Origin of the sequence: Agromyces sp. NPDC056389 (assembly GCF_042262385.1) — a bacterium.
In the GTDB taxonomy this organism is placed as follows: Bacteria; Actinomycetota; Actinomycetes; order Actinomycetales; family Microbacteriaceae; genus Agromyces.
The window spans coordinates 2,552,350-2,574,848 of record NZ_JBHJPN010000001.1; the positions used below are offsets into that span (position 1 = coordinate 2,552,350).

The window sequence follows — 22,499 nt, forward strand, 5'->3', positions numbered from 1 at the left end:
AGCGTGAGCCGTGTCACCGCGCATGTGCCGCGGAGGCCCCGGATGCCGTCTCCGTGTCGCCAGCCTTCGCGACGACGCCGCGCATCACCGACCAGTACCAGACGGGGGCGAGCCGCGTCGCGATGTCGGCGAGTCGTGCGTCGCGCCCGATGAACACCCGCGGCCGGCGTCGTTCGATGCCGTCGACGATGCGCGCGGCGGCCTCCTGCGCCGTGGTGCGATACAGCGATGCCTGTGCGTCGGCGGCTCGCGCTGCGATGTCGGCGGGCACTCCCTCCGCGACCCGTGCGTTGTGGATGATGGCCGTCCGCACTCCTCCCGGGTAGACGGCGGACATCGTGATGCCGGTGCGCTCGAGCTCGTGGCGCAGCGCGTCGGTGAAGCCGCGCACGGCGAATTTCGAGGTGACGTACGGCACCCGACCGGCCGGAGCGCCGAGCGCGTAGAGGCTCGCGACATTGGCGATGTGCGCCGCGGGCCGCCGCGCGAGCGCTGGCAGGAACGCCTTGTTCATCGCGACCGTGCCCCAGAGGTTGATGTCGACGACCCAGCGGAACTCGTCGAGGCTCAACTGCTCGAAGCGCCCGAGCATCGAGACTCCGGCGCAGTTCAGGAGGACATCGACGCGACCGTGGGTGGCGAGCACCGCGGCCGGCAGCGCCTCGATCGCGTCGGTTTCGCGCAGGTCGATGACGTGCATGCTGACCGTGGTGCCGCCCGCGCGCAGTTCGACGGCGAGGTCGTGCAGCGCCGCGCCATCGCGGTCGACGATCACGAGTTCGGCGCCGCGCTGGGCGAGGAGGCGGGCGGACTCGAGCCCCATTCCGCTCGCCGCGCCAGTGACGACGCAGACGGCGTCACGCAGTTCGAGACGCGCGCGGCGGGAACGGTAGGCGGGGGTGATGCGTGGCATGGTCGGGTTCCTTCGTGGCGACGACCTCGGCGCCGGTTCGATCCGGGAATCTATCACGTCAGCGACCATCCAGCGGGGCCGACGTAGGCTTGACCGGTGAGCTCCACGCCCGTTCCCCGTGTCCGCCCGCGCCGACTGCGTGAGACCCCGGCGCTGCGCCGCCTCGTCTCCGAGACCCGGTTGCACCCCGCCGAGCTCGTGCTCCCGATCTTCGTGCGCGAGGGGGTCTCCGCCCCGGTGCCCATCGGCTCCATGCCGGGCGTCGTGCAGCACTCCCTGTCGAGCCTGCCCGAGGCCGTCGAGCAGGCCGCGGCCGTGGGCGTCGGCGGCGTGATGCTGTTCGGCGTGCCGGAGGTGCGCGACGCGCGCGGTTCGGGTGCCACCGACCCCGACGGCATCCTGAACGTCGCGACGAGCGTCGCTGCCGAGGCATCCGCCGGCCGGCTCGTCGTGCAGACCGACCTGTGCCTCGACGAGTTCACCGACCACGGGCACTGCGGTGTGCTCGACGAGCGCGGCCGAGTCGACAACGACGCCACGCTCGAGCGCTACACGTCGATGGCGCTCGCCCAGGCGCGAGCGGGCTCCGAGCTGCTCGGCCTCTCGGGCATGATGGACGGCCAGGTCGCCGCGGTGCGCGAGGCGCTCGACGACGCGGGCCGCCACGAGACGGCGATCCTCGCCTACTCGGCGAAGTACGCGAGCGCCTACTACGGCCCGTTCCGCGAGGCCGTCGAATCGACCCTCGAGGGCGACCGCCGCACCTACCAGCTCGACCCCGGCAACCGCCGCGAGGGGCTCCGCGAGGCGATGATCGACATCGACGAGGGCGCCGACGTCGTCATGGTGAAGCCGGCGGGCAGCTACCTCGACGTGCTCGCCGACGTCGCCGCGGCATCCGAGGTGCCCGTGTGGGCATATCAGGTGTCGGGGGAGTACTCGATGATCGAGGCCGCCGCCGCCCACGGCTGGATCGACCGCAAGCGCGCCGTCATCGAGTCGGTGCGGGGCATCCGCCGCGCCGGCGCCGACGCCGTGCTCACCTACTGGGCCGTCGAACTGGCCGAGTGGATCCGGAACGGAGACGCGGCATGAACGCCCCCACGAACGACGAGCTCTTCGCCCGTGCGCAGGCCGCGATCCCGGGCGGCGTGAACTCGCCGGTGCGCGCCTTCCGTTCGGTCGGCGGCACGCCGCGCTTCCTCGTGAGCGCCCGCGGCCCGTACGTCACCGACGTCGAGGGTCGCGAGTACATCGACCTCGTGGCCGGCTGGGGCCCCGCGATCCTGGGTCACGCCGACCCGCGGGTCATCGAGGCGGTGACGGATGCCGCAGCGCGCGGCCTCTCGTTCGGCGCATCGACCCCGGTCGAGACCGAGCTCGCCGAGCTCGTGGAACAGCGCGTCGGCCCGATCGAGCGGCTGCGGCTCGTCTCCACGGGCACCGAGGCGACGATGAGCGCCATCCGCCTGGCTCGCGGCTTCACGGGCCGCGACCTGCTCGTGAAGTTCGCCGGGCACTACCACGGCCACTCCGACGGACTCCTCGCCGAGGCCGGTTCGGGCCTCGCGACCTTCGCCCTGCCGGGCTCCGCCGGCGTGCCCGCCGACATCGCGGCGCTCACCCTCGTGGTGCCCTACAACGACCTCGACGCGCTCGCTGCGGTGTTCGCCGAGCACGGCGACCGCATCGCGGCCGTCATCACCGAGGCGGCTGCGGCGAACATGGGCGTCGTGCCCCCTGCCGCCGGGTTCAACCGCGCGGTCGTCGAACTCGCCCACGCGCACGGCTCGCTCGTCATCTCCGACGAGGTGCTCACGGGCTTCCGCGTCTCGGCCGCCGGCTGGTGGGGTCTCGAAGACGGCACCGACACCGGGTACACGCCCGATCTCATGACGTTCGGCAAGGTCATCGGCGGCGGCATGCCGGTCGCCGCCCTCGGCGGTCGGGCCGAGATCATGGAGCAGCTCGCGCCGCTCGGCCCCGTCTACCAGGCCGGCACGCTCTCGGGGAACCCCGTCGCGGTCGCCGCCGGCATCGCGACCCTCAGGGCGGCGGATGCCTCGGTGTATCGCAAGCTCGACGCCACCGCCGAGGCGATCAGCGACGCGACCTCCGCCGCCCTCGATGCCGAGGGGGTCGCGCACCGCGTGCAGCACGCCGGCAACCTCTTCAGCTTCGTGTTCGGCGACGAGGCCGCGGCCGGCCCGGTGCGCGACTACGCGACCGTGCAGCGCCAGGAGTCGTGGCGCTACGCCCCGTTCTTCCACGCGATGCTCGACGCCGGCGTCTCGTTGCCGCCGAGCGTCTTCGAGGCGTGGTTCGTGACGGCGGCGCACGACGACTCGGCGATCGCCCGGGTGTTCGAGGCCCTTCCGGGGGCGGCGCGCGCCGCGGCATCCGCTCGACCTGCGTAACCGGCTGAGCCGGTACGCAACGTTTCCTGCAGCAAACCGTTATCGCTTTGTGGGGCGTCGACACGACGCCCGACGCGCGACTCGGGCAGGATGGAAGCATGGCGAAACTGCGCGTGCACACCGACCGGATCGAGGTACACCTCACCCCGGCCGAGAAGTCGCTCGCGCTCCGTGGCGCAGACCTCGTGGTGCAGCGCGACGACATCCGGTCCGCGACCATCACCTCCGACCCGTGGATCTGGATCCGCGGCATCCGTCGGCGCGGCACCGAGGTGCCGCTCGTCGTCGCCGTCGGCGTCTGGAAGTACCACGGCGGCAGCGACTTCGTGATCGTCAAGGGCAAGCGCCAGGCCGTCGTGCTCGAGCTCGCCGCGGGCGAGTTCACGCGCATCATCCTGAGCACCAATCATGCCGCGGAGCTCATCGACCGGTTGAAGCTCACGGCGACGCCCGACGTCGTCGACGGCGACTGACCGATCCCTCGCGCCGCACGCTGCGGCATCCGCTCCGCTCTGCTCCTCGTCGGGCTCAGGCGAAGGCGAACAGCACGAAGCCGATGAGCGGCAGGGTGCCCTGCACGAGCGCGGGCTTCAGGTAGCCGCGACCCGTGGTCGTGAGCACCGCGGCGGCGAGCACCATGCACGCGGTCGTGAAGAGCACGAGGGTCTTGCCGACCGGCATCGCGCCGGCCCAGTACAGCGCGAGGCCGAGGGCGGCGCCGATGCCGAGGAAGAGGTTGTAGAAGCCCTGGTTGTAGGCCATGGGCTTCGTCACGTCGGCCGCTGCCTGGTCGGCGACGCCGAAGCGCTTCCAGGTGGAGGGCCTCGTCCACCAGACGCTCTCCATGAGGAAGATGTAGCCGTGCAGCAGCGCGGCGAGGGCGACGAACACGCTTCCGATGACAGCCATGCCGTGATCGTAGCGGGCGAGCCCCCGGGGCATGGTCAGCTCACGCCGCGAACCGCTCAGCCGACGCGAACCGCTGCGCGGCCTCGAGCGTGGCGCCGAGTGCCGCCCGATGGGTGCCCTCGACGTCGTCATTCACGACCGTCGGTGCGAAATGCACCTCGTCGACATCGGTGATGCCGATGAAGCCCAGCCAGTCGCGGAAGAAGGTGGTCGTGAAGTCGGCGCCGAACGACGGCGGCAGCCCCTCGGCGTAGACCCCGCTCGTGTACACGACGAAGGCCCGCTTGCCCTGCAGCAGGCCGCGGTAGCCCGACTCGGGCGAGAAGGCGAAGGCCCAGCCCGGCTGGGTGATCACGTCGACGAGCTGCTTCAGCGGATACGGCACTCCCGCGTTCCAGAACGGCACGTTGAAGACGTAGGCGTCGGCGGCATCGAACCGCTCGAACACGGCGCGCGCCTCCGACCAGGCTCGTTCCTCTGCGGCGTTGTGGCCCTGCCCCGCGAACGTCGCCATCTTGGCGCCGGCCGCGACCGTGCCGAACTCGGGCAGCGACCCGTCGAAGACGTCGAGGCGGTCGACCGCCAGTCCGTCGTCGCTCGCCTCGAGCGCGCCGATGAAGCGGGTCGCGAGTTCGAGGGAGCGGCTGGCGTCGCCCCGGGCGGAGGCGTTGACATGCAGCAGGTGGGTCATCTGGGTTCCTTCACTGGTGTTCTGCGCGGTCCGGGAATGGATCGCGTCGCCGTGCGGTTTCGATCGTCACATCGCCCTGAGCGCCGGCACCAGCAGGCACTTCAGAGTGCCGTGGGATGCCGCAGGTGCCCATCAGCCGTCGTCGACCGAGAGCTTGGAGACCCCGTGACCCTGACCGCCGACCAGCAGCGCGCCGCCGCGAAGGACGCCTTCGCGGCGTACCTCGCCGAGTGCCCGTCTCGACAGGTGCTCGACATCCTCGGCGCGAAATGGACGACGCTCGTGCTCCTGCCGCTCTCGGAGGGACCCCAGCGGCACTCGCAGTTGCGCGCCCGCGTCGCCGGCGCCAGCCAGAAGATGCTCACCGAGACCCTGCGGCTGCTCGAACGCGACGGCCTCGTCTCACGAGAGGTGAAGCAGGTCTACCCGGCGCACGTCGAGTACTCGCTCACCGCGCTGGGCGAGAGCCTGATGCCGATCGTGCACCACATGAAGGACTGGGCTGACGCCAACATGGCGGAGGTCGAATGGCACCGTCGCGCCGCCGGGCCGTGATGGCGGGCGGCAGGCCTCGGGTCAGTCGGCCGCGGGCTCGCGCTCGACGGTCACCGGCACGCCGAGGAACCCCTCGACCTCGGCGACGGATGCCTCGAGCGCACGCTCCTCGCGTGCCGAGAACGAGCGCCACGGCACGAGCCGGACGACCGCGTTCCGCCCGGAGGTGACGGGCGCCCAACGGCCGACCATCACGCCGTCGATCATGAGCGCGTGCAGCGGGAACTCGGGGTGCACGGGGTCGTCGCGTCCGGGCGGCTGCAGGAACGCGCGAGGCGCCGCGTAGCCCATGATGTACTCGTCGTAGGCCTGCAGCAGGTCGACGGCACCGGCCGGCGGCCGCGGGGCATCCGTCGCAGCCGCCGTCGCCTCGGCGTCGTGCCAGTGCGTCGCGCCGTCGACCTCGAGGGTCTCGATGAGCCCGCCGCGTTCCTCGGCCAGCATCGCGAACACCCGCCTGGTGTCGCCGAGCGTGAACCCCGACCACGCGGCGAAGTCGCGATCGGTCACGGGCCCCCTCGAGCGGATGAATCGTGCCGCGAGCTCGACGAGCGCCGCCTCGCGCGCCTTCGGGGCCGACGCGGGAACCCGTTCGTCGAACGCCGCATAGGTGCGCTGCCTGCCGACGTTCGCCCCGCTGATCGCGACCCGTTCGAGCTCGGCGAGCATGAGCACGTAGGTGAAGCCCAGTCCGGTCGAGGGCAGCCCGGCAGCCTCGAGCGCAGCGGCGAGTTCGGCCCGCGTGCGGTGGCCGCCCGCGAGCGACGCGGCGACGACGCCGAGGGCTCGTGCCCCGGCGTCGCCGTCGACGCCCGTGCGGCGGTAGTACGTCGCGTTCGCCCGATGCACCCGCTCGGCCGAGAGCTCCATGAGCCACCGGGCATCCGCCGGGTCGACGAAGTGCCACGTCGGTCGCAGCACGTGCGTGCGCAGGATCTCGCCGCGATCGAGCGCCGCGGTCACCGCTGCGAGATCGGGGCGGCGCTCGGCCGGCACCCGCATCGCGAGCCCCCACTGCGCGGGGACGAACTCCTGCGACTGCACCGCGACGAAGTCGCGCACGACGCCGGCGGCCGACGCCGCGCGCACCTCGCGCAGCCCCTGCACGTGCAGGCGGATTCGACGGAGGTCGGCGAGGTCCACCCCTACGACACGTCCCGCCGCCAGGTCGTCGCCCCGCCGATCACCGTCGCGACGGCCGCAATGGCCAGCAGCACGAGCCCGCCCTGCCACCATTCGAGGGTCTCGGTCGAACCGAGCGAGGCGAGGTTGTAGAAGGACGCGCCGACGAGCGCGTCGCTCGCAGCACCCGGCAGGAAGCGGCCGATCGAGGCCGTGACGTCGCTGAGCGAGGCCACGACCCGCAGGATCGGCTCGACGAACTGGGTGAACGCGATGACGATGACGATCGCGGCCACCTGGTTGACGACGAGCACGCCGAGGCCGACGCCGATCGCGCCCCAGAGTGCCATGGCGAGCACGCCGCGGCCGACGAGCGCCCACGTGTCGCTCGAGTCGAGCCCGGTGTCGAGGCCGAAGCCGGCGAGGGCCGCCGCACCCGCGCCGACCGAGACGGCGAAGGCGACGACGCCGAGCCCTGCCCCGATCACGAGCTGCGCGACGAACTTGGCGCTCAGCACGACCGTGCGGTGGGGCTCGGCGAGGAAGGTCGGCGTGAGGGTCTTGTGACGGAACTCGCCGGTGACGGCGAGCGCGCCGAGCAGCACCGGGAACACATAGCCGACCGAGGACGCGAAGCTGTAGATGAGCGGTGCGAGCTCGGTGCCGGGCGGCACCGTGGTCGTGCCGCCGGCGGATGCGGCGGCATCCGGATTCTCGGTCGCCCACCCCAGGAAGGCGCCGAACCCGCCCGCCATGAACGCGACGTAGACGGCGAGGAGGATCGCGAGGAGCCACCACATGCGCGTCGTGAAGACCTTCTGGAACTCGGCGCCGATCGCGCGCACGAGGTTCACGACTCCTCACCGCCGCCGACGAGCGAGAGGAACGACTCTTCGAGCCCCGATCTCAGGCGATGCAGGGCTGCGAGTTCGACGCCGCCGACGAACGCGGCATGACCGACCTTGGCGGGGTCGGGCTCATCGACGATGAACCCGCTCCGACCCTCGGTGAACTCGAGACCGGCCGCCTCGAGCGCGGCGGCCAGCGCCGGACGATCGGGGGAGTCCGCGATCGTGCGCGGCGCCGAGTCGAGTTCGAGGCTCGCGAGCGTGCCGCTCTTCATGAGCCGGCCCTTCGCGATGATGACGACCTCGTCGACGCTCTGCTGCACCTCGCTGAGCAGGTGCGAGGAGACGAGCACCGTGCGACCCTCGCGGGCGAGGTTCTGCAGGAACCCGCGGATCCACTTGATGCCCTCGGGGTCGAGGCCGTTGATCGGCTCGTCGAGCACGAAGACGCCGGGGTCGCCGAGCAGCGTGTAGGCGAGCGCGAGTCGCTGCCGCATGCCGAGCGAGTAGCCGCCGACGCGACGGTCGGCGTACTCGGACATGCCCACCTGCTCGAGCACCGCGGGCACGCGCGCCGACGAGAGGCCGGCGGCCGTCGCGTACACCTTGAGGTGGTTGCGTGCCGTGCGCCCCGGGTGGAAGTTCGCGTCGAGTGCAGCGCCCACGGTCTCGAGCGGCCGTGGCAGTGCCGAGTACGGTGTTCCCCCGAAGGTCGCGGTGCCGGCGCTCGCGTGCTCCAACCCGAGCAGCACCCGCAGCGTCGTGGTCTTGCCGGCCCCGTTCGGACCGAGGAATCCGGTGACCTTGCCCGGTTGCACCGTGAATGTCAGGTCATCGACCGCGGTCACGGGGCCGAAGTGCTTGCTGAGCCCCGAGATCTCGATGGGGATGCCGCTCATGCGCTCTCCTCACGTGGGGGCGAGCTCGGTCGCACAGGTCGCACCCCCGCACGACCCGGGCAGCCAGGCCGCCTCACGCTCACCCTAGCGAGCAAGCGGGGCCGGATGCATCCGTCGCGCGGGGGATTCGCGGATTCGGGCCCGGGGCGCCCGCGGCGGTCCCGGGCCGGATCGCGCTCAGTTGAGCGGTCGGATGCCCTCGGGCAGTACGCCGCCGTCGTAGAGGCTCGTCGCGAGGTCCTGCAGGGCGCCGAGCGCGACGCGCTGCGTGGTGGGCCCGTACGAGACGCGCGCGACGCCGAGCTCCTGCAGTCGTGCAGGTGGCGGCACCCCGGGCAGGCCGATGAGCGTCACCCTGAGCTCGCCGATGCCCGCCACGAGCTGCGCCACGACCTCCTCGCCGAACATGCCGGGCACGAACACGCTCGTCGCTCCGGCGTCGAGGTAGGCGCGACCGCGCTCGATCGCGTCGGCGATGTTCACGTCGAGCGGGCGCACGCGACCGCGGAGGAACGCGTCCGTGCGGGCGTTGAGCGCGAACGGCACGCCCTCGGCCTCGGCGGCGGCGACGGCCGCGGTGACCTCGGCGACCGACTCGGCGAGCGGCTTCAGCTGGTCTTCGAGGTTCGCACCGGCGATCCCCTCGCCGATGGCGCGGCGGATCGTCTCGCCGGCATCCCCGTAGCCCGCTTCGAGGTCGGCGCTCACCGGCACGTCGACGGCGCGCGCGATGCGCCCGCACATGTCGAGCATGAGGTCGACCGGGATCTGCTCGCCGTCGGCGTACCCGAACGTCGCGGCGATCGAGTGGCTCGCGGTGGCGAGCGCTCGGGTCTGGGGCAGCGCGGCGACCGCGGTCGCACTCACGACGTCCCAGACGTTCACCACCTGGAGCAGCTCGGGGTCGGTGTGCAGGCGGCGGAGTTCGGCGGCGGTCTCGGCGAGGGTCATGGTTCCAGCGTATGGCGACCCGCGCTGCCGAGGGTTCAGCCGAGTGCGGCGGCGAGCCCGTCGAGCAGTCGCTCGACGTCGCTCGCGTCGTTGTACGGCGCGAGCCCCACTCGCAGGCCGCCGGCGTCGCCGAGCCCGAGACGCCGAGAGGCCTCGAGCGCGTAGAAGTTGCTGCTCGGCGCGAGCACCGCGCCCTCGGCGAGGCGCTTCGTGATCTCGGATGCCTCGTGGCCGTCGAACGTCAGGAGCAGCGTGGGGGTGCGGCGCTCCGCACGCGACCACACGGTGACTCCCAGCAGCTCGGCGAGCCCGGCTTCGATGCGGGCGCGCAGCACTTCCTCGTGCTCGTGCAGCGCCGCGTACGACGCGACGAGTCGCGCACGACGAGAGCTCGCGGCATCCGCTTCGGCGACGTCGGCGAGGCCTGCCAGTGCGTCGACCGCCGCAGTGCCGCCCGCGAGCAGTTCGTAGGGCAGCGTGCCGAACTCGAACCGCTCGGGCACGACGTTCGTCGACGGCGCCAGCTTGTCGGGCGCGATGGATTCGAGCAGCTCGGGGTCGGCCGCGAGCACGCCGAAGTGCGGACCGAGGAACTTGTAGGGCGAGCACGTGAAGAAGTCGGCGCCGAGGGCGCCGATGGCCGGCAGTTCGTGCGCCGTGTAGTGCACGCCGTCGACGTAGACGAGGGCGCCAGCGGCGTGCGCGGCGGCGGCGATCGCGGGGATGTCGGGCATCGTGCCGATGAGGTTCGACGCCGCGGTGACGGCGACGAGCCGGGTGCGATCCGACAGCACGGCGGCGACGGCCTCGACCGGGAGTTCGCCGGTGGCGGGGTCGAAGTCGGCCCAGCGCACCGTGGCGCCGACGCGCTCGGCGGCCTGCACCCACGGGCGCACGTTGGAGTCGTGGTCGAGCCGCGTCACGACGACCTCGTCGCCCGCGGCCCACTGCTTCGAGAGATGGCGCGAGAAGTCGTAGGCGAGTTGCGTGGCGCTGCGGCCCTGCACGATGCCGCGCGGATGCCCGTCGACGAGGTCGGCCATGGCGAGCCGGAACCCGTGCACGGCGGCCTCGGCGCGTTCCTCGGAGACGCCGGTCGTGCCGCGGTTCGAGAGCGGGCCGGTGAGCACGGATGCCACGGCGTCGCCGACCGATCGCGGCGTCTGCGTGCCGCCCGGGCCGTCGAACTGCGCCCAACCGCTCTCGAGCGACGGGAACTCCGAACGGATGCGCGCGACGTCGTAGGCCATGGAGCGAGGATAGCCACTCGGGGCACCCGGCGCAGATAGCATGCAGACATGGGTGAGGTGGGGGCCGAGGCATCCGGCGACCTGATCGGCGGGGCGCCGAGCGGTGCCGCGCCGATGCCCGTCGCGCGTCGACGCCGGGTCTCGTTCAACGCCCTCCTCGACGGCTTCTTCTTCGTCTTCGCGGGCATCGCCGCGATCTGGCTCGCCTGGCTCGTGCTCACCGAGACCTTCGCGTTCGGATGGTTCGGCATCCTGTTCTTCGTCGCCTTCTGGCTCGTGCTCGCCTACCTCGTGCTGCCGCGACTGCACCGAATCCTGACGACCATCTACGTGCCCGACTACTTCATCGGGCGGGCCCGCACGAGCGACGGCCTGCTCGGAGACCCGGTGAACCTCGCCTTCGACGGCGACGAGGAGTCGCTGCACGCGGCGATGGCGCGCGCCGGGTGGACCCGCGCCGACGACGTGAACGGGGCGTCGAGCTGGCGCATCATCGCCTCGACGATCACCCGTCGCAGCTACGACGAGGCGCCGGTCAGTCCGCTCTTCCTCTTCGGCCGCCAGCAGGACTTCGCCTACCAGCAGGAGGTCGAGGGCAACCCAGCCAAGCGCCACCACGTGCGGTTCTGGCGCACACCCGACGGCTGGCTGCTGCCCGGTGGACGCCGCGTCGACTGGCTCGCGGCCGGCACCTTCGACCGAGCCGTCGGCTTCTCGCTCTTCACCCTGCAGATCACCCACAAGATCGACGCCGACATCGACATCGAGCGCGACCACATCGTCGAGACCGTGCTCGCCGCGAACCCCGAGGCCCGGGTCGACCTGCTCGCCGACTTCTCGACCGGATACCACTCGCGCAACGGCGGCGGCGACACGATCAGCACCGACGGCGACCTGCCGGTCGTCGCCGTCGGCGCAGTGCCGAGCGAGACGGAGGAAGCACGATGAGCGGCGAGAAGCGGCCCGCGTTCGAGTCGCCGATCGTGCTCGCGAGCCCCGCGCCCGACCCGCCCGTGATGCGGCGCCCGGTCGCGACGACCTTCGGTGCCGTGCTCGTGGTGCTCAGGGTGCTGGCCGGTGTCGTCTGGCTCATCTCGCTCGCCCTCCTGTGGCGGAAGACGCTCGTCGAGGACCTCGGCATCCCGCTCGACTCCGATGCCGAGGCCGATGCCGGCTCGAACGCCGCGCTCACGTTCGTGCTGGTCGTCGGCGGCATCGTGCTCGTGGTCGAGCTCGTGCTGGCCCTCCTCATCTTCCGAGGCAGCAACTGGGCGCGCATCACCGTGATGGTCTTCGCGACGCTCAGCATCACGGGGTCGGCGTTCGACTACTTCGGCGCCGACGCCGAGATCACCCTGCGCACGACGCTCATCACGCTCGCACTCGACATCCTCGTGATGCTCGCGCTCTCGAGTCGCAATGCCCGCGCCTACGCGCGCCGACGCAAGCGATGAGCAATCCTCGTAATACGCTGTGCGCGCGTCCCGTCGCGGAGTAGCCTGAGCGCCGACAGGCCGCGATCGCGAGCCGGCGAGGGGGCGACCGGATGTCGCGTGCGGTGGCGATCTCGATGTGGTCGGTCATCTTCCTGCTCATCGCGATCGTGCTCGTCTTCGCCGGCATCCGGTTCGGCACCGACGGGCCGTTGATCGTGACCGGCACCGCCGCAGAAGGCGACAGCTTCGAACTGCGCTATGTCGAGAACCCCTGGCTCGCCTACCTGCACATCGTGCCCGGAGTGATCTACCTCGTGGGTGCGCCGCTGCAGCTCTGGCGGCGGTTCCGAGAGCGGCACTTCACGTTCCACCGCCGGTTCGGGCGGGTGCTCCTCTCGTTCGGAATCGTGAGCGGCGTGTTCGCCCTCGCGTTCGGAGTGCCCTTCTCCTACGGCGGCGCGTGGCAGTCGCTCGCGGCGGCCGTCTTCGGCAGCTGGTTCCTCGTGACGCTCGCGCTCGCATTCCGGGCGATCCGCGGAGGCGACGTGCGGATGCACCGGCGCTGGATGATCCGCGCGTTCGCCGTCGGGCTCGGCGTCGGCATGATCCGCGTGTGGGTCGGCATCTTCGCGGGCTTCCAGCTCCTCTCGCTCGAGGAGAGCTTCGCGCCGGGGTTCTGGCTCGGGCTCTCGATGCACGTCGTCGCCGGAGAGCTCTGGCTCTGGTGGCGGCCGAACGAGGACGGGCTGCCTCGCACCATTCGTGCGCGCGCCACGGCGTGACCCGCGACGGAGTCATCCGCGGCGAGGGTCGAGCCGTTCCGGGCTCAGGCCCGCAGCCACCGATCGGCGACGAGCTCGCCGACGAGCACTTCGGTGAGCGCGGCGACCTCGTCGCGCTCGTCGCCGGGGAAGCGGATCGTGAGTTCAGCCCCCGGCAGGTCGCGGCCGATCGAGGCGAATCGCGAGCCCCGCTGCTCCATCCAGTCGAGCGCCTGGGCGTCCCAGGCCGAGCCGGCGAACACGAGCGCCCGGTAGTCCTGGGTCTTCGTGAGGTACACGTCGACGTGCGACCAATCGCCGGTCTCCGAGGCGTAGGCGGCGCGGCGCGGCACCTCGCGCAGCATGAGCGCCGCCTGCTGCGCACTCGAGGCGCGTTCGGCGGGAGCGAGCGCCCACGTGCCCATCGGCGCCGCGAGCAGCTCGGCGAGCGGCGGCAGCCACTCGGGCGAGGACTCGAACAGCGTTCGGGTCGCGGCGGCGGCGGCACGAACGGATGCCGCGTCGAAGCGAGTGCTCGGCGCAGTGCCGAGCAGGGCCTCGAGCACCGCGTCGAGCACGGCGAAGGTCGCGCGGAACGTGCGGCAGGCCACACCGGATGCCTCGACCCCGGCGAGGAGCGGCACGACGACGTCGGCGAGCCGGCCGAGCGAGGAATCGGGCCGGTTCGTCACGGCGACGAGTCGCCCGGTGCCGCGGTAGCGTTCGACGGCGCGCAGCACCTCGGCGCTGCCGCCCGTGGCCGAGACGGCCACGACGGCGAGGTCGGGCGCCGCCGGCGGGAGCAGCTCGGCGCTCGCGAGCTCGACGACGACGTTCGCGCCGACCGCGCGGAAGCGACGCGCGACCACGTCGGCGGCGTAGCGGCTCGAGCCCATGCCAAGCACGAGCACGCGCGAGGCGCCGAGCACGGGCAGGCGCTCGAGGCCCGGCAGGCCCGCATCGACGGCATCGGCGAGCGCGTCGAGCGTCTCGGGGATCAGCTCGAGATCGGCTCGGAAAGCGGCGGTGTCCACGGTTCCTCCGGGTGTTCGTTCGTCGACGGGTGACGGTGCGCGATCGCGGCGTCGGGGGCGTAGGTCCACGCGGGCAGGAAGCGGTCGGCGTAGCGCAGCTCCGCGACGAGCTGCTCGGCCTCGAAGCCCGGCAGCAGCGCCTCGTCGAGCAGCTCGCCGTTCGGCACCTGCGCGCGGTAGGCGTCGAGGAAGTCGATTCGTGCGCGGTCGGCCCACGCGAAGGCGCGTGCATCGGCCCGCTGCAGCCGCTTCTGCACGACGGCTGCGACGAGGTCGAACGAGACGAGCATGTGGGCGATGTCGCGCGCCGCGGCATCCGGTGCCTCGCGCTCGTCGGCGGCCAGCTGCGGGTCGCCGTCGAAGTCGATCACCGTGTACCGGGGCTCGTCGGCGGCGAGGCCGGGGGAGCGCAGCACCTGTCCGACGTGCAGGTCGCCGTGGAGCGGGAACTCGAGGCCGGGGGCGGTCGTGCCGAGCGAGCGGATGTCGCGGGCGAGCGACTCGTGGCGATTGCGGAGGCGCGCCCCGGCATCGCCGGTCGCGAGGCGGAGCGCCGAGCGGAGTGCGGTGGATGCGCGGTCGGCCCTGGCCGCGGGCGCCTCGGGTTCGGATCGGACGGCGCCCTCGCCGAGCACGCCGTGGATGCGTGCGACGCGCCCGCCGAGGAGGGCCGGCCAGGCGGGCTCGGGCCCGCCGTCGAGTGCCGCGACGACGTCGTCGACGGCCCAGGTCCACCCATCGACCGCGCCCGGCAGGTACTCGGTCACGATCGCGAGGGTCGAGGTGCCGAGTGAGGGATGCCGCCACTCGACGCGACCCACGAAGCGGTCGACGTCGTCGGAGCCGGCTGCCGCGAGCCGCTCGAGCAGTGCCGAGGCGCGGTCGGCGGCGCTCCACCTGCCGACGAGTTTCACGATGAGCCGCTCGCCGACGATCACCGAGGTGTTCGTCTGGTCGACGGTGATGGCGCGCTCGGGGGCATCCGCCGCGACGGTGTCGTCGACGAGTCGTGCGAGGGAGCGCGCGATGCCGTCGCCCGCCGTCGGGCGCTCATCGCCCACGAGCACCCGGCCGTCGGCGTCGACGACGAGCGCATGGTCGCCGGCGACGATGCGTTCACCACTCAGTATCGAGTTCATTGAATTCGGATTGTAACTATTCCGCAACCGTCATTCCAGCCTGTTCACTGAACCATTGCGGTTTCTTGATTCGTGGTGCAACAATCGCTCAACCTTTCCCGACTGTCCTGGAGGTACCTCATGACCACGACGCGACGTCTCGTGGCGGCGGCGGCCGGCACGATCGCCCTCGCCTTCGCCGTCTCATCCTGCTCCTCCGGCGGCGGCGGCGCTGCAGAGACGCTCGATCCGAACGCCGACCTCAGCGAGCAGACGCTCACCGTCTCGATCTGGGCCGACTACTCGCCCGAAGACCTCGCCGAGAAGTTCGAGGCCGAGACGGGCGTGAAGACCACGATCGTCAACCACACGACGAACGAGGACATCGTCGCCAAGCTCACCGCCAGCGCCGACTCGGGCATCGACGTCGCCTTCGTCTCAGGCCAGTACGCGCAGGCGCTCGGCGAGCAGGGGCTTCTCGCGAAACTCGACAAGTCGCTCATCCCGAACGAGGAGAACCTCTACCCCGAGGCGCTCGAGCTCGCCTACGATCCGGGCAACGTCTACTCCGAGCCCTACGCCTGGGGCACGACGGGTCTCTGCTACCGCCCCGACCTCACCGGCTACGACCCCACGTCGTGGAACGACCTGCTGAACCCGAAGCCCGAGCTCGTCGGCAAGACCACCATGCTCTCGACCGACCGCTGGCTCGCGGAGCCCGCCCTCAAGGCCGCCGGCGCCTCCATCAACACGACCGACGACGACGAGCTCGCCGCCGCGAAGGAGCAGCTGCTGACGAGCAAGTCGACGCTGCTGGCCTACGACGACACGACCTTCTACTCGAAGCTCGTCTCGGGCGAGGCCGCGATGGTGCAGGCATGGGACGGCTGGTGCAACTACGGCATCGCCGAAGACCCGTCGATCAAGTTCGTCGTTCCCGAAGAGGGTTCCGACCTCTGGACCGACACGATGACGGTGCTCCAGTCGTCGAAGAACAAGGAGGCCGCGATGGCCTTCATCAACTACATCCTCGACCCCGAGGTGCAGACCTGGGTGGCCGAGAACATCCTCTACAAGGTGCCGAACAAGGCCGCCATGGAGGCCCTCGACCCCGCGCTCGTCGAGGCGTACCCGACCCTCGGCATCACGGTCGACGAGCTCATGGAGCAGGAGGGCATCGTCGACCTCGGCGAGGACTCGCTGAAGTACGTCGACCTGAACGCCGAAGTGCTCGCCACGAACTAGCGCCGTGACCTCGACGAACCACCCGGCCGCCCCCGCCGCACGCACCGTGCGGCGGGGGCTCGCGCCCGTTCCGTTCCTCGCGCCGGGCATGGTCTACCTGATCCTGTTCATGGCGCTGCCCGTGGGCCTCCTCGCGTTCTACACCTTCTTCAAGCGCGGGCGCTTCGGCGGCATCGTGTTCGAGTTCACCCTCGACAACTGGGTGAAGCTCTTCGAACCCCTCTACGTCGGCGTGATCCTGCAGTCGATCGTGCTCGCCGGCATCGTGACGCTGCTCGCGCTCGCCATCGGCTACCCCATGGCGTACGCGATCGCGGGTCTCTCGCCGAAGTGGCGCACGGTCGCGCTCATCGCCGTGGTGCTCCCGTTCTGGACGAACTTCCTGATCCGCACGTACGCCTGGATCCTGCTGCTCAACAACGCCGGCTGGGTCAACCAGTGGCTGCAGGGCCTCGGCATCACGGATGCCCCGATCAGCATGCTGTACACGCCGCAGGCGATCGTCGTCGGACTCCTGTACATGTACCTGCCGCTCATGGTGCTGCCGCTCTACGCCTCGCTGCAGCAGCTCGATCCCTCGCTCCGCGAGGCGGCCACGAACCTCGGCGCCACGCCGTGGCGGGCGTTCCGCACGATCACCCTGCCGCTCTCGATCCCCGGCGCGCTGACGGGATGCATCTTCGTGTTCGTGCCCGCGATGTCGAACTTCGTGATCCCCGAGCTCATCGGCGGCGGCAAGACGATCATGGTCGGCAACCTCGTGCGCGACCAGTTCTTCGAGGCTCGCGACTGGCCGTTCGGCGCGACGCTCGCGCTCCTCCTCACGATCCTGCTCGTGCTCGTCATCGTCGTGCAGACCGCGGTGTCGCGCCGCCTCACGGAAGGACCGCGCCGTGGTTGACACGACTGCGCCGACGACCACGGCGATGCGAGAGCTCGAGCCGACGGCCCGCCCTCGGGCCGTGCGGAGGCCCCGCGGCATCCTCGTGCCCCTCTGGCTCGGCTACGTGTTCCTGTACCTGCCGATCCTCATCGTCGTGATCATGAGCTTCAACGCCTCCGAGAACCTCTTCGTCTGGAAGGGCTTCTCGCTGCGCTGGTACCCCGAGCTCTTCGCCGACGAGAAGATCATGCAGGGCCTCGGCAACACGCTCATCGTCGCGACGGGCGCCACCGCGATCGCGACCGTGCTCGGCACGCTGCTCGCCTACGGCATCCAGCACTACACGCGCGGCGGGCTCATCCGGGCATTCGCGATCGCCCCCGCGATCCTGCCCGACCTGCTGCTCGGCATCGGCCTGCTCACGCTGTTCTCGCTCGCGAGCGTGACGCTCGGACTGCACTCGGTGATCCTCGCGCACGGCGTCTTCGCGACGGCGTTCGTCACGGCGATCGTGCTCGCCCGCATGGCGAACCTCGACCCGAGCCTCGAGGAGGCGTCGCGCGACCTCGGCGCAGGGGCGGTGCGCACCTTCATGCGGGTGACGCTGCCGCAGCTCGCACCGGGCATCGTCGCGGGCGCGCTGCTCGCCTTCACGCTCTCGATCGACGAGTTCGTGATCGCGTTCTTCACGACCGCGCCCACGCAGCCCACCCTGCCGATCGTCATCTACTCGATGGTGCGGTTCGGCGTGACGCCCGAGGTCAACGCCCTCGCCTCCATCCTCCTGCTCGTGAGCATCGTGACGGTGATCGCGGCGCAACGACTGACCCGACTGACAGGAACCACCCGATGAGCTCCGCACCCCTGCTCCGCGTCGACGGCGTTCGCGCCGTGTACGGCGACACCGTCGCCCTGCACGGCGTCTCGCTCGACATCGCCCACAACGAGTTCTTCGCCCTGCTCGGCCCGTCGGGCTGCGGCAAGACCACGCTGCTGCGCTCGATCGCCGGATTCGAGACGCCGGCGGCGGGCCGCATCGAGGTCGACGGCGAAGACCTCCTGCGCCTGCCGGCGCACAAGCGGCCGGTCAACATGATGTTCCAGAGCTATGCGCTGTTCCCGCACATGAGCGTGGAGAAGAACGTCGCGTACGGCCTGGAGGCCGACGGCGTCGGCGCGGCCGAGGTGCGCTCGCGGGTCGCCGACGTGATGGATGTCGTCGGCCTCGGCCCGCTCGCCAAGCGCCGCCCCACCCAGCTCTCAGGCGGCCAGCGCCAGCGCGTGGCGCTCGCCCGTGCGATCGTGAAGCGGCCGAAGCTGCTGCTGCTCGACGAGCCGCTCTCGGCGCTCGACCGGCAGGTGCGCGCCTCGATGCAGCTCGAGCTGAAGCGCCTGCAGCACGAGGTCGGCCTCACCTTCGTCGTCGTCACGCACGATCAGGAGGAGGCCATGTCGATGGCCGACCGCATCGCGGTGCTCCGCGACGGGCGGCTCGAGCAGCTCGCCTCGCCCCAGGAGCTCTACGCGCACCCGGCCTCCCGCTTCGTCGCCTCGTTCATCGGCACGGCGAACCTGCTCGACGGCACGGCCACCGCCGACGGAGTCGAGGTGCCCGGCTTCGGCGGGGTCGCCGCATCGCACGGCCTCCGGGCCGGAGCACCCGCGACCGCGGTCGTGCGCCCCGAAGACGTCGAGCTGACGACGGACGCCGGGGCCGTGCTCTCGGGCACCGTCGTCGACACCTACTTCCTCGGCGGAGCCACGACGATCTCGATCGAGGTGGCGGGTCACGCCGATCCGCTCCTCGCGACCGTGCACGGGGCGACCCGGCTCGAGCGCGGCACGCTCGTCGGAGTGCGGTTCGGCCGGGCGACGGCCGTCACCCGCGAGGCCGACCGGGTGGACTCGGGCGACCAGGCCGCCGACGGGCCGGCCTCGACGGCGCCTCAGGAGGAGGTCAGCGCGTGACCCGTCGCGAGCCGGGCGTACGAGACGATGAGCTCGAGCGCCGCGTCGTGGTCGATCGTCGGGTGCTGAGCGATGATGCGGTAGCCGTAGGCGTCTTCGAGCGCGACGAGGTTGCGTGCGATCACGAGCGAGGCCTGCGCGAGGGTGAAGTGGCCACGGGCCGCGCCCTGCTCGAGCACGACCTGGTACATGCCGACCTGGCGGTCGTAGAGCGTCGTGAGGAGCGAGGCCATGAGCGGGTTGCGGCCGGCCGAGCCGCCGAGCTCGCAGAGCAGGCGCACCTCGGTGTCGCCGGCGCCGCTCGGCAGGCCCGACTTGGCCAGGGCGAGCAGCCGGGCGACCGGGTCGTCGTCGAGCGCCTCGAGCATGCGCACGCGCTCTTCGTAGAAGCGCTCCATGCCGGCCCGGTTGGCCTCGAACATGAGCTCGTCGATGTCGGGGTAGTAGTAGAGCACGGCGCCAGAGGTGAGGCCCGCCTCCTCGGCGACCCGATTGAGGCGCGCCCCGTCGGGGCCGTGCGCTGCGATGGCGCGCTGCGCCGCAGCCACCAACTGGCTCCGTCGCTCCTCCTGGCGCTTCGGCCTGGCCATCGTGCTCCTTCCAGATCAGACAGATTGTCTGCATCGATGGTCAATATTAGGCCGAACTGACTTGAAAACACATGGGCTGAGCCCGGAAGAATTCTCTCTATCCACCTGCAAGGAATTGTCGAAGGAGTCACCGATGACCGAAGAGCGCCGCACGTTCCTGTTCATGCCCGAGAGCGCCTACGGTCCGACGAACAACTGCATCGGCATCGGCGACGAGCTGCTTCGCCGCGGGCACCGCGTGGTGTTCGCCGCCGAGCGCTCGTGGGAGGGCAAGCTCACCGCCCTCGGCTTCGAGGAGGACCTCGTCGACCTCGCCCCCGCACCCGAGGAGGAGGTCGAGCAGGACGCGGGCCAGTTCTGGAAGGACTACATCAAGGAGATCTCTCCCGAGTTCCGCAAGACCACCGCCGAGCAGCTCGAGAGCGTGGTGCTGCCCATCTGGGAGGCGCTCGTCGACGGGGCGAAGTTCTGCGAACCGCAGCTGAAGGCGATCATCGAGCGGGTGCAGCCCGACGTCATCATCGAAGACAACGTGCTGAGCTTTCCCGCGCTCGAGACCGCGGGGCGGCCGTTCGTGCGCATCGTCTCGTGCAACCCGCTCGAGGTGCCGGGAGCGGGCGTCGCGCCGGCGTTCTCGGGGCTCGCCGACGACGACCGCTCCGGCTGGGCCGAGTTCCGCGCCGAGTACGATCGCACGCACCGAGCGCTCTGGCAGGCCTACGACGCCTGGGTGCAGCAGCAGGGCGCAGCGCCCCTTCCGGAGCTCGAGTTCATCCACCACGGCGATGCCAACGTCTACGTCTACCCCGAGGCGCTCGACTACGACGCCGAGCGCCCGCTTCCCGAAGGCTGGCACCGCGTCGACTCCTCGGTGCGCGAGACCGAGACCGAGATGCCGGAGCTCCCGGCCTCGTTCACCGACGGCTCACGACCGCTCGTCTACTTCAGCCTCGGCTCGCTCGGCTCGGCCGATGTCGAGCTCATGCGCCGGGTCATCGCCGCGCTCGCCGACGCCCCCGTGAACGTCATCGTCTCGAAGGGGCCGCTGCACGACGAGTTCGAGCTCGCCGACAACATGTGGGGTGCCGAGTTCCTGCCGCAGACGAAGCTGCTGCCGCTCGCCGACCTCGTGATCACCCACGGCGGCAACAACACGACCACCGAGGCCCTGCACTTCGGCAAGCCCATGATCGTGCTGCCGCTCTTCTGGGACCAGTACGACAATGCCCAGCGCGTGCACGAGCGCGGCTTCGGGCTTCGCCTCGACCCGTACCGCTTCACCCCCGACGAGCTCACGGGTGCCGTGCAGGCCCTGCTCGGCGACGCCGCGCTCCGCGAGCGCATCGCCGCCGTCGGCGCCGACATCCGCTCGCGACGCGGGCTCGCGAGCGCCGCTGACGTGATCGAACGCGTCGCCGTCTCCGAGCGCGTGTGAGCGGGCAGCAGGTGACGGATGCCGCGGTGTCCGCCCTCGCGGGCGCCGCACCGAAGCCGTACTGGATGGACCGGGCCGACGCGCCCGACCTCGGCGCGCCGCTCAGCGACCGCGTCGACGTCGACCTCGTCGTGATCGGTGCGGGCTTCACGGGGCTGTGGACGGCGTGGCGTGCGCTCGAACGCGACCCCGGGGCATCCGTCGTCGTGCTCGAAGCCGATCGCGTCGCGCACGGCGCCACCGGGCGCAACGGCGGCTTCGTCGCGAGCTCGCTGACGCACGGCCTCACGCACGGCACCGCGATCTGGCCCGACCAGGTCGGTGCCCTCGCGGAGGAGGGCGACCGCAACCTCGCCGAGCTCGTCGCCACGATCGAGGCGGCGGGCATCGACTGCGACCTGCGCCGCTCGGGCAAGACGACGCTCGCGGTCGAGGAGTGGCAGCTCGCGGGCCTCCGCGAGGCCCGGGAGCTCGGCGCCCGGCACGGCGTCGAGCTCGAGCTGCAGTCACGCGACGAGGTGCAGGCCGACGTGCACTCGCCGAGCTACCTCGGGGGTCTCCGCGACCGCACGGGAACCGTGCTCGTCGACCCGGCCCGGCTCGCATGGGGGATGGCCGCAGACCTCCGGCGTCGCGGCGTGCGCATCTTCGAGGCATCCGCCGCCACCGGAATCGAGACGAACGGCGCCGGCGTGCGCGTGCGCACCGCCCTCGGCCACGTCGACGCCCGCCACGCCGTGATCGCGACGGCCGCCTACCCGGCGCCGCTCAAGCGCCTCGGCTCGTACATCATGCCGCTCTACGACCACGTGCTCATGACCGAGCCGCTCACGAGCACGCAGCAGGCGTCGATCGGCTGGGCGGAGGGGCAGGGGCTCACCGACGCGGGCAACCAGTTCCACTACTACCGGCCGACCGCCGACGGCCGCATCCTCTTCGGCGGGTGGGATGCCGTGTACTACCGCGGCGGCAGGGTCGACGCGAGCCTCGAGCAGCGCGACAGCTCGCACGAGCTGCTCGCCCGGCACTTCTTCGAGACCTTCCCGCAGCTCGGCGGGCTGCGGTTCACGCACCGCTGGGCCGGCCCGATCGACTCGACCACCCGGTTCACCGCGGCCTACGGCACCGCGCGCGGCGGCCGGGTCGCGTACGCGGTCGGGCACACCGGCCTCGGCGTGGGCGCGTCGCGGTTCTCGGCGGATGTCGCGCTCGACCTGCTGTCGGGCGAGCCGACGTCGCGGCTGCGCTACGACATCGTGCGGCGGCGGCCGTTCCCGATCCCGCCCGAGCCGTTCCGCAATCCCATCGTCCAATTCACCCGGCACTCGATCCTCGCCGCCGACGCGCACGAGGGGCGGCGGAACCTCTGGCTCCGCACGCTCGACCGCTTCGGGCTCGGCTTCAACTCCTGAGCGCCACCCCCGAGCTCCCGCACTCGAGCAGCACCGGCCCGCGAACTCGTCGCGGCCTGAAA

The 22,499-nt window shown here is 71.3% G+C and carries 24 protein-coding genes; 13 read left to right on the forward strand and 11 right to left on the reverse strand.

All coding sequences use genetic code 11. The features are described 5' to 3' along the window. Nucleotides 1-13: 13 nt before the first annotated feature. Entirely contained in the window at nucleotides 14-913 is a 900-nt protein-coding gene (locus ACFCVM_RS11930) for an SDR family NAD(P)-dependent oxidoreductase (protein WP_375836391.1), read from the reverse strand. Between the two features lie 96 nt (nucleotides 914-1,009). On the opposite strand from ACFCVM_RS11930, the gene hemB reads away from it, so the two are divergent. From hemB to ACFCVM_RS11945, 3 genes are all read left to right on the forward strand, one after another. Next, entirely contained in the window at nucleotides 1,010-2,008 is a 999-nt protein-coding gene (gene hemB / locus ACFCVM_RS11935) for a porphobilinogen synthase (RefSeq protein WP_375836393.1), read from the forward strand. Further along, nucleotides 2,005-3,330 carry a glutamate-1-semialdehyde 2,1-aminomutase gene (hemL, locus tag ACFCVM_RS11940; protein ID WP_375836394.1) on the forward strand — a complete coding sequence of 442 codons (1,326 nt, stop codon included), beginning with the start codon at nucleotides 2,005-2,007 and terminating at the stop codon, nucleotides 3,328-3,330. The genes hemB and hemL overlap by 4 nt, the downstream gene beginning before the upstream one ends. A 98-nt stretch (nucleotides 3,331-3,428) precedes the next feature. After that, on the forward strand, nucleotides 3,429-3,803 hold the full coding sequence (locus ACFCVM_RS11945; RefSeq protein WP_375836395.1) for a hypothetical protein: 375 nt from the start codon (nucleotides 3,429-3,431) through the stop codon (nucleotides 3,801-3,803). A gap of 55 nt (nucleotides 3,804-3,858) precedes the next feature. On the opposite strand, the gene ACFCVM_RS11950 is transcribed toward ACFCVM_RS11945, so the two are convergent. After that, nucleotides 3,859-4,239 carry a DUF1304 domain-containing protein gene (locus tag ACFCVM_RS11950; RefSeq protein WP_375836396.1) on the reverse strand — a complete coding sequence of 127 codons (381 nt, stop codon included), beginning with the start codon at nucleotides 4,237-4,239 and terminating at the stop codon, nucleotides 3,859-3,861. Between the two features lie 40 nt (nucleotides 4,240-4,279). Then, a complete protein-coding gene (locus ACFCVM_RS11955) occupies nucleotides 4,280-4,930 on the reverse strand; it encodes an FMN-dependent NADH-azoreductase (RefSeq protein ID WP_375836397.1) in 651 nt (216 codons plus the stop codon). A 165-nt stretch (nucleotides 4,931-5,095) separates the two neighbouring features. On the opposite strand from ACFCVM_RS11955, the gene ACFCVM_RS11960 reads away from it, so the two are divergent. Continuing rightward, on the forward strand, nucleotides 5,096-5,485 hold the full coding sequence (locus ACFCVM_RS11960) for a winged helix-turn-helix transcriptional regulator (protein ID WP_375836398.1): 390 nt from the start codon (nucleotides 5,096-5,098) through the stop codon (nucleotides 5,483-5,485). A gap of 21 nt (nucleotides 5,486-5,506) precedes the next feature. Here ACFCVM_RS11960 and ACFCVM_RS11965 read toward each other — a convergent pair whose 3' ends face one another. From ACFCVM_RS11965 to ACFCVM_RS11985, 5 genes are all read right to left on the reverse strand, one after another. Then, nucleotides 5,507-6,628: a winged helix DNA-binding domain-containing protein gene (locus ACFCVM_RS11965; RefSeq protein ID WP_375836399.1), complete on the reverse strand. Its 1,122-nt coding sequence runs from the start codon at nucleotides 6,626-6,628 to the stop codon at nucleotides 5,507-5,509. A 2-nt stretch (nucleotides 6,629-6,630) separates the two neighbouring features. Continuing rightward, nucleotides 6,631-7,461 carry an ABC transporter permease gene (locus ACFCVM_RS11970; RefSeq protein ID WP_375836400.1) on the reverse strand — a complete coding sequence of 277 codons (831 nt, stop codon included), beginning with the start codon at nucleotides 7,459-7,461 and terminating at the stop codon, nucleotides 6,631-6,633. Continuing rightward, complete coding sequence (locus ACFCVM_RS11975) at nucleotides 7,458-8,354, reverse strand: ATP-binding cassette domain-containing protein (RefSeq protein ID WP_375836401.1); 897 nt, start codon at nucleotides 8,352-8,354, stop codon at nucleotides 7,458-7,460. Before ACFCVM_RS11975 ends, ACFCVM_RS11970 begins: the two co-directional genes overlap by 4 nt. A 177-nt stretch (nucleotides 8,355-8,531) precedes the next feature. Further along, nucleotides 8,532-9,305, reverse strand: coding sequence for an isocitrate lyase/phosphoenolpyruvate mutase family protein (locus tag ACFCVM_RS11980; protein ID WP_375836402.1), 774 nt, complete (start codon nucleotides 9,303-9,305; stop codon nucleotides 8,532-8,534). A 35-nt stretch (nucleotides 9,306-9,340) separates the two neighbouring features. After that, complete coding sequence (locus tag ACFCVM_RS11985; protein ID WP_375836403.1) at nucleotides 9,341-10,555, reverse strand: cysteine desulfurase-like protein; 1,215 nt, start codon at nucleotides 10,553-10,555, stop codon at nucleotides 9,341-9,343. Nucleotides 10,556-10,603: 48 nt separating this feature from the next. Between ACFCVM_RS11985 and ACFCVM_RS11990 the strand changes: the two genes are divergently transcribed. From ACFCVM_RS11990 to ACFCVM_RS12000, 3 genes are all read left to right on the forward strand, one after another. Further along, the gene (locus ACFCVM_RS11990; protein ID WP_375836404.1) at nucleotides 10,604-11,503 is read left to right on the forward strand and encodes an LssY C-terminal domain-containing protein; all 900 of its coding nucleotides are present in this window, start codon (nucleotides 10,604-10,606) and stop codon (nucleotides 11,501-11,503) included. Then, on the forward strand, nucleotides 11,500-12,009 hold the full coding sequence (locus ACFCVM_RS11995) for a hypothetical protein (RefSeq protein WP_375836405.1): 510 nt from the start codon (nucleotides 11,500-11,502) through the stop codon (nucleotides 12,007-12,009). The genes ACFCVM_RS11990 and ACFCVM_RS11995 overlap by 4 nt, the downstream gene beginning before the upstream one ends. A gap of 92 nt (nucleotides 12,010-12,101) precedes the next feature. Next, a complete protein-coding gene (locus tag ACFCVM_RS12000) occupies nucleotides 12,102-12,773 on the forward strand; it encodes a DUF2306 domain-containing protein (RefSeq protein ID WP_375836406.1) in 672 nt (223 codons plus the stop codon). A 44-nt stretch (nucleotides 12,774-12,817) separates the two neighbouring features. Here the strand turns inward: ACFCVM_RS12000 and ACFCVM_RS12005 are convergent, their stop codons facing one another. Further along, nucleotides 12,818-13,786 (reverse strand): SIS domain-containing protein, encoded by a 969-nt coding sequence (locus tag ACFCVM_RS12005; protein WP_375836407.1) that lies wholly within the window; start codon nucleotides 13,784-13,786, stop codon nucleotides 12,818-12,820. After that, the gene (locus tag ACFCVM_RS12010; RefSeq protein ID WP_375836408.1) at nucleotides 13,750-14,925 is read right to left on the reverse strand and encodes a hypothetical protein; all 1,176 of its coding nucleotides are present in this window, start codon (nucleotides 14,923-14,925) and stop codon (nucleotides 13,750-13,752) included. The genes ACFCVM_RS12005 and ACFCVM_RS12010 overlap by 37 nt, the downstream gene beginning before the upstream one ends. A gap of 120 nt (nucleotides 14,926-15,045) precedes the next feature. Here ACFCVM_RS12010 and ACFCVM_RS12015 point away from each other — a divergent pair, with 120 nt between their 5' ends. The 4 genes from ACFCVM_RS12015 to ACFCVM_RS12030 are packed head-to-tail and all read left to right on the forward strand — an operon-like array spanning nucleotide 15,046 to nucleotide 19,000. Next, the gene (locus tag ACFCVM_RS12015; RefSeq protein ID WP_375836410.1) at nucleotides 15,046-16,149 is read left to right on the forward strand and encodes a spermidine/putrescine ABC transporter substrate-binding protein; all 1,104 of its coding nucleotides are present in this window, start codon (nucleotides 15,046-15,048) and stop codon (nucleotides 16,147-16,149) included. A 4-nt stretch (nucleotides 16,150-16,153) separates the two neighbouring features. Next, on the forward strand, nucleotides 16,154-17,050 hold the full coding sequence (locus ACFCVM_RS12020) for an ABC transporter permease (protein WP_375836411.1): 897 nt from the start codon (nucleotides 16,154-16,156) through the stop codon (nucleotides 17,048-17,050). Continuing rightward, nucleotides 17,043-17,885 (forward strand): ABC transporter permease, encoded by an 843-nt coding sequence (locus tag ACFCVM_RS12025; RefSeq protein ID WP_375836412.1) that lies wholly within the window; start codon nucleotides 17,043-17,045, stop codon nucleotides 17,883-17,885. Before ACFCVM_RS12020 ends, ACFCVM_RS12025 begins: the two co-directional genes overlap by 8 nt. Next, entirely contained in the window at nucleotides 17,882-19,000 is a 1,119-nt protein-coding gene (locus tag ACFCVM_RS12030) for an ABC transporter ATP-binding protein (protein WP_375836413.1), read from the forward strand. Before ACFCVM_RS12025 ends, ACFCVM_RS12030 begins: the two co-directional genes overlap by 4 nt. Here ACFCVM_RS12030 and ACFCVM_RS12035 read toward each other — a convergent pair. Then, entirely contained in the window at nucleotides 18,979-19,590 is a 612-nt protein-coding gene (locus tag ACFCVM_RS12035) for a TetR/AcrR family transcriptional regulator (protein ID WP_375836414.1), read from the reverse strand. The genes ACFCVM_RS12030 and ACFCVM_RS12035 overlap by 22 nt on opposite strands. Before the next feature lie 133 nt (nucleotides 19,591-19,723). Here ACFCVM_RS12035 and ACFCVM_RS12040 point away from each other — a divergent pair, with 133 nt between their 5' ends. Together ACFCVM_RS12040 and ACFCVM_RS12045 are read left to right on the forward strand one after the other, a co-directional pair. After that, on the forward strand, nucleotides 19,724-21,025 hold the full coding sequence (locus tag ACFCVM_RS12040) for a glycosyltransferase (RefSeq protein ID WP_375836415.1): 1,302 nt from the start codon (nucleotides 19,724-19,726) through the stop codon (nucleotides 21,023-21,025). Continuing rightward, nucleotides 21,022-22,437 (forward strand): NAD(P)/FAD-dependent oxidoreductase, encoded by a 1,416-nt coding sequence (locus ACFCVM_RS12045; RefSeq protein ID WP_375836416.1) that lies wholly within the window; start codon nucleotides 21,022-21,024, stop codon nucleotides 22,435-22,437. Before ACFCVM_RS12040 ends, ACFCVM_RS12045 begins: the two co-directional genes overlap by 4 nt. Nucleotides 22,438-22,499: the final 62 nt, after the last annotated feature.